The organism is Methylobacterium persicinum (assembly GCF_022179525.1).
Classification (GTDB): domain Bacteria; phylum Pseudomonadota; class Alphaproteobacteria; order Rhizobiales; family Beijerinckiaceae; genus Methylobacterium; species Methylobacterium persicinum.
Window position 1 is genome coordinate 83,587 of record NZ_BPQX01000037.1, and the last position, 12,420, is coordinate 96,006.

The 12,420-nt window shown below is 68.4% G+C and carries 10 protein-coding genes; 4 read left to right on the top strand and 6 right to left on the bottom strand.

What is annotated here, in order from left to right:
* The first annotated feature begins 246 nt into the window (after window positions 1-246).
* The 3 genes from MFF22_RS16510 to dapE all read left to right on the top strand — a co-directional run bounded on the left by MFF22_RS16510 (window position 247) and on the right by dapE (window position 5,251).
* Window positions 247-1,377, top strand: coding sequence for a glycosyltransferase family 4 protein (locus MFF22_RS16510; RefSeq protein WP_238250068.1), 1,131 nt, complete (start codon window positions 247-249; stop codon window positions 1,375-1,377).
* 155 nt (window positions 1,378-1,532) lie between these two features.
* Window positions 1,533-3,884, top strand: a complete 2,352-nt coding sequence (locus MFF22_RS16515) for an amylo-alpha-1,6-glucosidase (protein WP_238250069.1) — start codon at window positions 1,533-1,535, stop codon at window positions 3,882-3,884.
* Window positions 3,885-4,087: 203 nt separating this feature from the next.
* A complete protein-coding gene (gene dapE / locus MFF22_RS16520; protein ID WP_238250070.1) occupies window positions 4,088-5,251 on the top strand; it encodes a succinyl-diaminopimelate desuccinylase in 1,164 nt (387 codons plus the stop codon).
* A 129-nt stretch (window positions 5,252-5,380) separates the two neighbouring features.
* Here dapE and truA read toward each other — a convergent pair whose 3' ends face one another.
* The 4 genes from truA to recR form a co-directional block, all read right to left on the bottom strand.
* On the bottom strand, window positions 5,381-6,133 hold the full coding sequence (truA, locus tag MFF22_RS16525; RefSeq protein WP_238250071.1) for a tRNA pseudouridine(38-40) synthase TruA: 753 nt from the start codon (window positions 6,131-6,133) through the stop codon (window positions 5,381-5,383).
* A gap of 24 nt (window positions 6,134-6,157) precedes the next feature.
* Window positions 6,158-7,090, bottom strand: a complete 933-nt coding sequence (fmt, locus tag MFF22_RS16530; RefSeq protein WP_238250072.1) for a methionyl-tRNA formyltransferase — start codon at window positions 7,088-7,090, stop codon at window positions 6,158-6,160.
* A 9-nt stretch (window positions 7,091-7,099) separates the two neighbouring features.
* Window positions 7,100-7,615, bottom strand: coding sequence for a peptide deformylase (gene def, locus MFF22_RS16535; protein ID WP_238250073.1), 516 nt, complete (start codon window positions 7,613-7,615; stop codon window positions 7,100-7,102).
* Window positions 7,616-7,845: 230 nt separating this feature from the next.
* Complete coding sequence (gene recR, locus MFF22_RS16540) at window positions 7,846-8,451, bottom strand: recombination mediator RecR (protein WP_238250074.1); 606 nt, start codon at window positions 8,449-8,451, stop codon at window positions 7,846-7,848.
* Between the two features lie 444 nt (window positions 8,452-8,895).
* Here recR and MFF22_RS16545 point away from each other — a divergent pair, with 444 nt between their 5' ends.
* Window positions 8,896-10,515 carry a phosphoenolpyruvate carboxykinase gene (locus MFF22_RS16545; protein WP_238250075.1) on the top strand — a complete coding sequence of 540 codons (1,620 nt, stop codon included), beginning with the start codon at window positions 8,896-8,898 and terminating at the stop codon, window positions 10,513-10,515.
* A 262-nt stretch (window positions 10,516-10,777) separates the two neighbouring features.
* Here the strand turns inward: MFF22_RS16545 and MFF22_RS16550 are convergent, their stop codons facing one another.
* Entirely contained in the window at window positions 10,778-12,010 is a 1,233-nt protein-coding gene (locus MFF22_RS16550) for a glycosyltransferase family 61 protein (RefSeq protein ID WP_238250076.1), read from the bottom strand.
* 46 nt (window positions 12,011-12,056) lie between these two features.
* Window positions 12,057-12,380 (bottom strand): YbaB/EbfC family nucleoid-associated protein, encoded by a 324-nt coding sequence (locus MFF22_RS16555; RefSeq protein WP_238250077.1) that lies wholly within the window; start codon window positions 12,378-12,380, stop codon window positions 12,057-12,059.
* Window positions 12,381-12,420: the final 40 nt, after the last annotated feature.

A 12,420-nucleotide genomic window follows, 5' to 3' on the forward strand; every position in this document is an offset into this window, starting at 1 on the left:
TGGCAGAAACCGCACGCAACGGCAACGGCCTCGTGCGCCGCCGGGAAAAAGCAAGGGGGCTGGCCGCACCCGCGGAATGCCGGGGCAAAAGGCAGAGGAAAGCGGGGATGGGGCGCCCCACCGGCTCAAGTCGCCGTGACCGGCCAGCGTTCAGGAACCATAACCTTGGCTTTCCGTTTCATTCATGTCCCGCTCAGGCCGACCCCGCTAGACCCAGCTCAAAGTCGGTCACCAAGGAGACACTTCGTGCGCATTGCTCAGATTGCTCCGCTCTCGGAGGCGGTCCCTCCGAAGTTCTACGGCGGCACAGAGCGTGTCGTCAGCTGGATTACGGAAGAGCTGGTCCGCCAGGGCCATGACGTGACCCTGTTCGCGAGCGGCGATTCCGAGACCTCTGCGAAACTCGCAGCCTGCACGCCGGAAGGCCTGCGCCTGCTGGGCTACCGCGACCATACGGCGAGCCACCTCGCGATGCTGCATCAGGTCCATCGCCGGGCGCAAGAGTTCGATATCCTGCACTTCCACATCGATCTGCTTCAGTACCCGATGTTCGAGGACATGAATCACAAGTGCATCACCACGATGCACGGCCGCCTCGACGTGCCGGACTTCATGCCCGTCTACCGGACGTTCACGGGCATGCCGCTGGTGTCGATCTCCGACAACCAGCGCCTGCCGATGCCCCCGAACGTGAACTGGCTGTCCACGATCCATCACGGTCTGCCGGCGCAGAACTGCCCGTACTACCCCGATGCGAAGGGCGGTTATCTCGCCTTCCTCGGCCGCATCTCGCCCGAGAAGCGCCCCGACCGCGCCATCGAGATGGCGATCCGTTCGGGCACGCCGATCAAGATCGCCGCCAAGGTCGACAAGGCGGACCAGGATTACTGGAACGAAGTCATCGAGCCGATGATCCACAACCCGCTGGTGGAGTTCATCGGCGAGATCAACGAGGAGCAGAAGAAGGACTTCCTCGGCAACGCCCTGGCGCTCGCCTTCCCGATCGACTGGCCGGAGCCCTTCGGCCTCGTCATGATCGAGGCGATGTCGGCTGGCACGCCGGTGATCGCGTTCCGCAACGGCTCCGTCCCTGAGGTGATCGCCGACGGCGTCAGCGGCGTTCTGTGCGATGACATGGACGATGCCGTCGCCGCCGTCGCGAAGGTCAAGACCATGAGCCGGGCCGGCGTACGCCGTCACTTCGAGGGCGGGTTCACTGCCGAGCGCATGGTCCAGAAATACGTCTCGGCTTACGAGGAGCTTCTCTCCCGCTCGGCCGACGTGATCCGCCTGCCGAAGTCGGCGTTCAGGCCGCAGCCGGTGGACGTCAATGGTGCGTCCCGGCCGCCGATGCCGGCCGCCGCCTTCCCGGCCTGACGGCATCCTTCGGGCGGCACCGGGCTTGCGAGGGACCGGTGGCCCGTCCTAGCGTCGCGAAAGCGACTCATCCGACTGCTTGAGAAAGGGCCGCCGCATCGAGGCCGATGCGGCGGCCCTCTCGATTCGTCACCACAGTACCCGGAGATGCCTGCATGGCGGCAAAGACTGATCCCGCGAAGGACGACATAGTCGCGACCGCATCATCCGGCCAAACGGCCTTCCCCCTCGGGCGGGGCTTCCAGGACGCGGACGAGGTCCTGCCGACCTATCACATCGAGGCCCAGACCTCCCTGGTCGAGCGCCCCCTGCGCTCCCTCAAGTTCGGCGAGGCCTTCGGGGTCCTCGATTCCTACGGCGACATCGGCGTGCAGCCGGGGCCGGAGGGGCTCTACTTCCAGGACACGCGGTATCTCTCCCGCCTGGAAGTGAAGATCGAGGGGCAGCGGCCCCTGATGCTCTCGTCCGTCATGCAGGACGACAACGGCGCGTTGAGCGTCGACATGACGACCCCGGACATCCGCCTCGACGCCCACGACGAGACCTCGATTCCCCGGGAGACGGTGGCCATCGAGCGCACGAAGTTCCTGTTCCGGGGCGCCTGCTACGACCGGATCGGCCTGCGCAGCTACGACACGAAGCACCGCCGCCTGCGGGTGTCGGTCACCTTCGATGCCGATTACCGCGACCTGTTCGAGGTGCGCGGCACCGATCGCAAGGAGCGCGGCAAGCGCGGCGTGCTGGTCGCCAGCCCGACCGAGGTGCAATTCCGCTATGTCGGCTTGGACGATATGGTGCGCACTACGAGCCTGCATTTCGGGCCGACGCCGGCGGTGCTTGAGCCCGGCCGGGCCGAGTTCGACATCTCCCTCTCGCCCGGTGCCCAGACCTCGCTGTTCATCCGGGTGGTGTTTGAATCGCACCGCGCCTTCACCAAGCCTCCGGCCGACGACATGGTCGGCGAGGATGCCGCCGCCCGCCTCACCCTGGTGGCCAACGGCGGCACGGCCGCCAAGCATCCGAAGGGGCTGGGCGAGGGGATGATCTTCGCCCGGGCCTACCGCGATTCACGCCGGGATCTGCGGGCCCTGACCGCAGGCATCACCACGATCATTTCGTCCAACGACCAATTCAACGAGGGCCTGTGCCGGGCGACGGCCGACCTCTACATGCTGGCCAGCCGCACGCCGGAGGGGATCTACCCCTTCGCCGGCATCCCCTGGTACTCCACGGTGTTCGGCCGAGACGGCATCATCACGGCGATGATGGCCCTCTGGATCGATCCGAAATTCGCCCGGGGCGTCCTGCGCTACCTCGCCTCGACCCAGGCGAAGGTGGTCGACCCGGCCGCCGACGCGCAGCCCGGCAAGGTGCTGCACGAGACCCGGCGCGGCGAGATGGCCATGCTCGGCGAGGTGCCGTTCCGCCATTACTACGGCACGATCGATGGCACGCCGCTCTTCGTGATGCTGGCCTGGGAATACTACCTCGTCTCCGGCGATCTGCAGACGATCAAGGATATCTGGCCCGCCCTCGAGCTCGCCCTCGCCTGGATGGACAAGTACGGCGACCGGGACGGCGACGGTTTCGTGGAATATGCGCGGGACACCGAGAAAGGGTTGGAGAATCAGGGCTGGAAGGACAGCCACGATTCGATCTTCCACGCCGACGGCCAACTCGCTAAGGGCCCGATCGCCCTGTGCGAGGTGCAGGGCTACGTCTACGCCGCCAAGCACGGCATGGCCCGGCTCGCCGCCCATCTCGGCCACGGCGACATGGCCGAGCGGCTGTCCGGCGAGGCGGACGCTCTACGGGAGACGTTCGACACGGCGTTCTGGAACGAGGAAATGGGCACCTATGCCCTCGCCCTCGACGGCGCCAAGAAGCAATGCGCCGTGCGCTCCTCCAACGCCGGCCATGCCCTCTTCACCGGCATCGCCAAGCCCGAGCGGGCGGCGCGGGTCGCGGAGACTCTGCTTTGCAACGACGGGTTCAATGGCTGGGGCGTCCGCACCATCGCCAAGGGCGAGGCCCGCTACAACCCGATGTCGTACCACAACGGCTCGATCTGGCCGCACGACAACGCGCTGATCGCCATGGGGCTGGCGCGTTACGACCTCAAGGACGGGGCAGCGCGGATCTTCAAGGGGATGTTCGACACGTCCCTCTATCAGGACCAGAAGCGCCTTCCGGAGCTGTTCTGCGGTTTCATGCGCCGCCCGCAGCGGGGCCCGGTCTCCTACCCCGTGGCCTGCAGCCCGCAGGCCTGGGCAGCGGCGGCGCCCTTCGCCTTCCTCGCCGCCTGCCTCGGCCTGGAACTGGACCACGACCGCAACCGGGTGCTCCTCAAGAACCCGATCCTGCCGGACTTCCTGGATGGCGTGACGCTCTACAACGTCAAGCTCCGGGACTCCCGGCTGGATCTGCGCTTCCAGTGCTACGACGGCGACGTCACGGTGAGCGTGCTCCGCCGCCACGGCGATGCGCAGGTGGTGGTGATGAAGTAGGGGGCGCGATGCAACCTCTCCCTCCCTCCTCTGCGGGGGAGGGTACTCTGCGAAGCAGGGGGGAGAGGGGAGCGCGGGGTCAGGATGGACCGCGCCCAACCCCTCATCCTGAACCGTCGCTCCCCTCTCCCGACCCCCTCCGGGGGCCACCCTCCCCCGCAGAGGGGGGAGGGTTCTTGCCCGAGCCACCGCGAATAACCCCGATGCCCACGCCCCCCTCTGCCCTGTCCCTGGCCCAGGCCCTGATCCGCTGCCCCTCCGTCACGCCGGAGGATGCCGGGGCGCTCGGGGTTGTCGCGCAGGCGCTGGAAGCGGCGGGGTTTTCCGTCGAGCGTCCGGTCTTCTCCGAAGCGGGTCATCCCGACACGCCGAACTTGTACGCGCGTCTCGGGCGGTCGGGGCCCTGCCTCGTCTTCGCCGGCCATACCGATGTCGTGCCGGTGGGCGATGCCGTCTCCTGGCGGCACGATCCGTTCGGGGCCGTCGTCTCGGACGGCATGCTCTACGGCCGCGGGGCGGCGGACATGAAAGGCGGCGTCGCCTGCATGCTCGCGGCGGCGCTCGCCTTCGTGGAGCACCGGGGCGGCACCGTCCCCGGATCCATCGCCTTCCTCATCACCGGGGACGAGGAGGGGCCGGCGGTAAACGGGACGGTCAAGCTCCTCGCCTGGGCGCGGGAGCGCGGCGAGCGCTTCGATCATTGTCTTCTGGGCGAGCCGACCAATCCCGCCCGCCTTGGCGAAATGATCAAGATTGGCCGGCGCGGTTCGCTTACCGGCAAGCTCACGGTGCTCGGCCGGCAGGGCCACGTCGCGTATCCGCACAAGGCCGAGAACCCCATCCCGGGACTTTTGCGCCTGACCACTGCCCTGATCGCCGAACCCCTCGACGGGGGCAGCGCCCATTTCGACGCGTCGAACCTCGAATTCACGACGATTGATGTCGGCAACACGGCGACCAACGTGATCCCGGCCACGGCACGGGCCACGTTCAACATCCGCTTCAACGACGACTGGACGTCCGACAGCCTCGGCGCCGAGCTCCGCCGCCGCCTGGAGAAGGCAGCCGGCAATTCCGTTCGCTACCTCCTCGACCTCCAACCCTCTAACTCACCGGCCTTCTTCACCCGGCCGGATTCCTTCGTCGGCCTCGTCTCCGACGCCATCCGCGCGGAGACCGGCCTGGACCCGGTGCTCTCCACGACGGGGGGCACCTCGGACGCTCGTTTCATCAAGGACGTGTGCCCGGTGATCGAGTTCGGCCTCGTCGGCGAGACGATGCATCAGGTCGACGAATGCGTCGCCGTGGCCGACATCGAGCGGCTCACGGCGATCTACGGCCGGGTGCTCGACGCATACTTTTCGTGAGGGCTGGGGCCGTCCGTCCCACCCGCGCCGTCATTGCGAGCGCAGCGAAGCAATCCGGGGAGGCGCTGCCCCACCCGGACAGTCGCGCTCTGGATTGCTTTGGGCCGCCTCGCAATGACGGGGTGGCCCCTACTCGTAATCCACCCCGACGAAGGTGAGGCCGGCGGCCGGGGCAAGGGGCCCGCAGCGGGTCTTATCCCCGGTGCGAAGAATGTCGGCCACGTCGTCGGCGGTGAGCCGGCGGCAGCCGGCGAGCATCAGCGTGCCGACCATCGCCCGCACCTGATGGTGCAGGAACGAGCGGGCGCAGGTCGCGATCACGATCTCGTCCTGCAAGCCCATCCGCTGCCGGGCGACATCCAGGCGCTCCAACGTCCGCACGGGGCTGTTCGCCTGGCACTCGGCGGCGCGGAAGGCGGTGAAGTCGTGCTGTCCGGTGAGGCGCTGGGCCGCCTCGTGCATCAGCTCCGGGTCGAGGGGCCAGGGCACGTGCCAGACATGGGCGCGGGTCAGCGCCGAAGGGCTCCGCCGGTTGAGGATGCGATAGCGGTAGTGGCGCCGAATCGCCGAATGCCGGGCGTCGAAGGTGTCGGGCACAAGCTCGGCCGAGAGGATCGCCACCGGATTCGGGCGCAGGTGGGCGTTCACGGCATCGCGTACGGTGTCGGTGCGCCAGTCCTTGGTGAGATCGCAATGGGCGACCTGATGGATCGCGTGGACCCCGGCATCGGTGCGCCCGGCGCAGGTCAGGCGGACCGCTTCGCCGGAGAAGCGCAGGATGGCAGCCTCGATGGCGCCCTGCACGGTCGGATCGTCCGACTGCCGCTGCCAGCCGCAGAACGGGCCGCCGTCGTACTCGATGACGAGCTTGTAGCGGGGCATGTCAGGCGCCGGGCGCGGGCGATGTCATCCCAGCCCCGCCCCAGGGGCCAGCCGCGCCCCGCGGACGAACTCTGCGCCGGTTGCGCTGCCGCCCTTGCCGGCCCGGCGGAGTTCGAGGAGGCGCACCGCGCCGGCCCCGCAGGCGATCGTGCCATCCGCGTCCAGAAGCGTGCCAGGCTCACCGTCGCCCCCGGCGGGGAGGGCGCGCAGCACCTTCACCCGCTCCGGCCCCTTGCCGAGATCGGCCTCGAAGAACGCCCCGGGGAAGGGCGACAGGCCGTTGATCCTGGCGGCGATCTCCCCGGCTTGCTGCGACCAGTCGATCCGCGCCTCGTCGTTGGTGATCTTGTGGGCGTAGACCACCCCGTCGGCCGGCTGGGTCGTGAAGGTCAGGCCGCTGCCGCCGTCGAGGGACTTCAGGGCCTCTGCCATCAGCCCGGCCCCCAGGGGCATCAGGGCGTCGTGCAACTCGCCTGCGGTCATGCCCGGGGTGATCGGCACCCGCGCCTCCAGGGCCACCGGGCCGGTATCGAGGCCCGCCTCCATGCGCATCACGCCGACGCCGCTCTCGGCGTCCCCGGCCATCACGGCGCGCTGGATCGGCGCCGCGCCCCGCCAGCGCGGCAGGAGAGAGCCGTGCAGGTTCAGGCAACCGTGCCGCGGCAGGTCGAGGATCGCCGGGGGCAGGAGCATCCCGTAGGCGACGACCACGGCCACGTCGGCAGCGTGCCCCGCGAAGGTCTCCGCGGCCCCCGGCGTGCGCAGGGTCGACGGCGTCAGCACGGGGACCCCGAGGCTATCGGCGACCGCATGGACCGGCGAGGGGCGCAGGCTCATGCCGCGACCGGCCTTGGCCGGCGCCCTTGTGTAGACGGCGACGATGGTGTGCCCATCCGCGGCGAGCCGCGCCAGGGTTGGCACCGCGAAATCCGGGGTGCCCATGAAGACGACGCGCATGGCAGTGCCTCAGGCGGCGTCGCGCTTGGCCGCCTTGGTGAACTTCTTGATCACCCGGTCGCGCTTCAGCTTCGACAGGTGATCGATGAACAGGATGCCGTTCAGGTGGTCGATCTCGTGCTGGATGCAGGTGGCGAGGAGGCCGCCGGCCTCGATCTCGCGCTCCTTACCGTCGAGGTCGCGGAACTTCACCCGCACCCGGTCCGGGCGCTCGACCTCGCCGTAATATTCCGGGATCGACAGGCAGCCTTCGTCGTAGACCCGCTTCTCCTCCGACGACCACGTGATCTCCGGATCGATGAAGACCCGCGGCTCGCGGACGCCCTCCTCCTTGGACGTGTCGATGGTGATGACGCGCTTGGCGACACCGACCTGGATCGCCGCGAGGCCGACGCCGGGGGCGTCGTACATGGTCTCGAACATGTCGGCGACGAGGGTGCGGACCTCGTCCGTCACGGGACCGACGGGCTCGGACACGAGCTTCAACTGCGGATCGGGGAGGATCACGAGGGGGCGGATTGTCATGGCGTCTACCGGAGCGGCGCTGGCGGGCGCCCAAATCTGTCCTGGCAATATGGCGATGCCGGAGGGTGGTCAAATACCAGATGCCTGTGGACCACCCTCTCACCCTCTGTCGTATCGTCCGTCGTTGCGATTGGAGTGACGCAATCAAGAGAGGCGCCACGTTCGGGGGCGGCCTACTTCCCTGGATTGCCTCGCTGCGCTCGCAATGACGGTAGGGTTGTAGTCCGCCCCTAGAACACCGTCCGGCTGCGGATGGCGGCGGAGAGGGTGCCCTCGTCGAGATAGTCCAGCTCGCCGCCCACCGGCACCCCGTGCGCAAGCCGCGTGATCTTGCGGTCCAAATGCCTGATCGCCTCCGTGATGTAGTGGGCGGTGGTCTGCCCATCGACGGTGGCGTTCAGCGCCAGGATCACCTCGCCCACCGCAGGGTCGGCGGCCCGCTCGACCAGCCGGGCGATGTTGAGGTGCTCGGGCCGCACGCCGTCGAGGGCCGAGAGCACGCCGCCCAGGACGTGGTAGCGCGCCCGGACGGCGCCCGAACGTTCCAAAGCCCACAGGTCGGACACATCCTCCACCACCACCAGCGTCGTCGGGTCCCGTTCCGGGTCACGGCACACGGTGCAGGGGTCGCAGGTATCGACGTTGCCGCATTGGGAGCAGACGACGATCCGCTCGGAGGCGATGCGCATGGCCTCCGCGAGGGGGGCCAGGAGGGTGTCCCGCTTCTTGATGAGCTGGAGCGCGGCCCTGCGGGCCGATCGCGGGCCGAGGCCCGGCATACGACCCAGGAGCTGGATCAGGCGCTCGATCTCCGGGCCGGCGACGGCTTGGGGCATCGGGTCTCGTCGGTTGAGGACGGCTCCGCCAATTGTCGGACGGCGCGGTCCGCCGGTCTAGAACGCTCCCGGCCCGAGGGGAAGACGGTGCGACCCCGGGAAGCGCTCGGGCCTATTTCCACCGGCATGTGAGAGAATTCGTGGAATTTGTAATGGTCTTTGGAAGTGGGCCTCCGTTGAGGTTACTGAGGGCTTGCTGTGTTGAAATCCATGACGTTTCACCCCGCTTCGTGTATTCAATCAAGACGATCACGTTGCGAGGCCACTACGAAGGTCATATTGACGGCGCCGCTTCGCCGTCTACGCAACGGGGAGCCGGTCGGTGACGGGCTCGCGCGGAAAAGGTCCTTGGGACACGCGCGCCATGTCTCCGGCCAGAGTGGGAACGGCAGCGCCGTGGCCCGTCGAGATTGCGCCGCGCGCAGGTGCCCGGGAGATACGCACTTGGACAACATCGGTGATTTCAATGCGGCCCATGGCGCCGAGGCGGCCGGCTTCCGCGACCTGAAGGCCGTTCGCTGGAACTTCGAGGCCCCCCGGCTCTACGAGGAGGCTCTCACCCGTAAGGAAGGCGAACTCGCCCGCGGCGGCGCGCTCGTCGCCACCACCGGTACGCATACCGGCCGGTCGCCCAAGGATAAGTTCGTGGTGCGCGATGCCGGCACCGAGAACGAGATCTGGTGGGACAACAACGGGGCCATCACCCCCGAGCAGTTCGAGACCCTGCGCCAGGATTTCCTGAAACATGCCGAGGGCAAGGAGTTGTTCGCCCAGGATCTCTACGGCGGTGCCGACCCGGCCCACCGGGTGAAGGCGCGGGTCTTCACCGAGTTCGCATGGCACTCGCTGTTCATCCGCAACCTGCTGATCCGGCCGGACCGGTCCGAGATCGCGGCCTACGTCCCCGACATGACGATCATCGACCTGCCGAGCTTCCAGGCGGACCCCGCCCGGCACGGCTGCCGGTCCAAGACCGTCATCGCCATCGACTTTTCCAAGAAGCTCGTGCTGATCGGCGGCTCCGCCTATGCCGGCGAGATGAAGAAGTCGGTCTTCACCTACCTGAACTACATCCTGCCCGGCCAGGGCGTGATGCCGATGCACTGCTCGGCCAACGCCGCCCTCAACCCCGACGGCGGCTCCGCGATCTTCTTCGGTCTCTCGGGCACCGGGAAGACCACCCTGTCGAACGACAGCTCCCGCCAGCTCATCGGTGACGACGAGCACGGCTGGTCGAACGAGGGCATCTTCAACTTCGAAGGCGGCTGCTACGCCAAGACCATCCGCCTCTCGCGCAATGCCGAGCCGGAGATCTACGCCACCACCGAGCGCTTCGGCACGGTGATGGAGAACGTGGTGATCGATCCGGTGACCCGCGTCCCGGACTTCGACGATGCCTCGCGCACCGAGAACACCCGCTGCGCCTACCCCCTCGACTTCATCGCCAACGCCAGCAGCACCGGCCGGGCCGGGCATCCGAAGAACATCGTGATGCTGACCTGCGACGCCTTCGGCGTGATGCCCCCGATCGCCAAGCTGACGGGCGCCGAGGCGATGTACCACTTCCTCTCGGGCTATACCGCCAAGGTGGCGGGCACCGAGCGCGGCCTGACCGGGCCGGAGGCGACCTTCTCCACCTGCTTCGGCGCTCCTTTCATGCCGCGGCACCCGAGCACCTACGGCAATCTGCTGCGTGACCTGATCGCCAAGCACAGCGTCGATTGCTGGCTCGTCAACACCGGCTGGACCGGTGGCGGCGTCGGCACCGGTCGCCGGATGCCGATCCGGGTCACCCGCCGCCTCCTCACGGCGGCCCTGGACGGCTCGCTCTCCAACGCCGAGTTCCGCCGCGACCCGTATTTCGGCTTCGCGGTGCCGGTCTTCGTGCCGGGCGTCGAGCCGCATATCCTGCAGCCGGTGAAGACCTGGGCGAACAAGAGCGCCTTCGTCGAGACGGCGGCGCGCCTCGTGAAGATGTTCGAGGACAACTTCAAGCGCTTCGAGAACCACGTCGACGCGGATGTCCGCGCCGCCGGCCCGAGCGCCCAGGCCATCGCGGCCTGAGCGGTCGGGTCATCGCGGCCTGAGCGGTCGAGTCATCGCGGCCTGAGCGGTCGAGTCATCGCGGCCTGAGCGGTCGAGTCATCGCGGCCTGAGCTTTCACGTCCTCCCCCGCCGGGCGGGGGAGGACGCCCGCCCCCGCCGTCATTGCGAGGCGAAGCCGAAGCAATCCAGCCGGCGCTGCCCCATCCGGATGGGTCGCGCCCTGGATTGCTTCGGCTTCGCCTCGCAATGACGGTGAGGGTGTCGGGCAGGGGAGCGCGCCTCAGAGCCCGTCCAAGGCGACTTCCAAGTCCGGCACCGACACGGAAAAGTCCCGGCGGGCGATGATGTCCTCCCGGTCGCTCCAGCGCCCGTGGATGGCCGAATAGGACTGGCCGCACACCGCGGCGAGGTCCCAGAAGAACGGATCGACCCAGCCGCTGTCGGGGGCGAGATACAGGATCCGCGCGCCCGGCGGACTGAAGATCGTATTGGTCATCGCCGCCCCCGCGAGCCCGACCACCAGACGCGCCCGGGCGAACTGCACGATCTGTTGGCGTGGGCTGAACCGCTCCGGGTCGATTACCCGAAAGCCGCGCCGCTCCACGGCCGCGATCACCTCCGCGCGGTTGATGAGGGTGCGGCCCCGGTCCCCCGACCGGTCCACGAACAGGCGCCGGCCTTCCCCCGGCGACGGCAGATGCCGGAGCGCCGCCTCGGTCCGGGCGAGACGCGTCTGCCGGAGCAGGCGTGCCCTCACGGTCGCCACGGCCGCGGGCGACTTGCCGTAGGGCTCCTGGCTGCAGGGTGTCGCGAAGTAAAGTTGCGGCAGGGCGTAGACCCGTGTCCGGTCGTAGAATACCGCCCGCCAGCCGCGCTCGTGCCCGAGATGGAGGGCGATCATCCGCCGTCTCACCTCGTCCATATGCGCGTTGTAGGCGGGCATGAGGATCGTGATCGTTTTGCCCGGATGGAGCCGGCGCAGGACGAAGTACCCTTCGAGCCGCGGCAGATCGTCGATCAGCCAGTGGCCATAATTGAACGAACCGACCGAGCCCAAGAGGAAGTACAGCCCGTCCGCGTCGAGGTGCTCGTCCACCCGGTCGGCGCCGATGCCGACCGCCTCGATCATCTTCAGGTCGCTGAGGCGGTGGGTCTCGTAGAGCACCCGGAGGTCGCCCCCCTCCCGGTAGTGGAGGACATTGCCGCCGAGGCGGCTATCCCGGGTCTCGCAGAGCACCGTCGCGGGGAAATCGCGATACGCCTCGTCCAACTCGCCGAACCAGTGGGAGAGGGACTCCATGCCCGGCCCGTCCGGCCCGGTCAGCAGGCGCGGTGCGGGCCGCCGGTAGGAATAAGCCGGGAACAGGGTCGCGATCGATCGCGTCCGCTCACAGAGTCGGCCGCGCATGGCGGCGTAGAGATCGGCCGCCTGCGGGAAGCTCGCCCCCGCATGGGCGCTGGACTCCGCACAGGCGAAGACGAGGCTCTCCGGGTCGAGCCCCGTGGGGAGCATGGCCCCGGTCTCCGTCACGCCCATTCGGGGTGCGGCCGGACGGGGGCTAGAACGGCAGCTTCATGCCGGGGGGCAGGGGCAGACCCTTCGTCAGCTCGGCCATGCGCTCCTGCATGACCGTCTCCGCCTTGCCGCGGGCATCGTTGCAGGCGGCGACGACAAGATCCTCCAGGATCTCCCGTTCGTCGGCGACCATGAGTGCAGGGTCGATGCTGACCCGGCGCAGCTGGCCCTTGGCGGTCATGGTCACGCGCACCGAACCCCCGCCGGAAGCTCCCTCGACCTCGACGGTGTCGAGTTCGGCCTGAACCCCGGCCATCTTCTCCTGCATGGCCTGGGCCTGCTTCATGATGCCCATCAGGTCGCGCATGCTCGGCTCCTCGTCGCGTCGTCTCGGTGGTTGCGGGTGA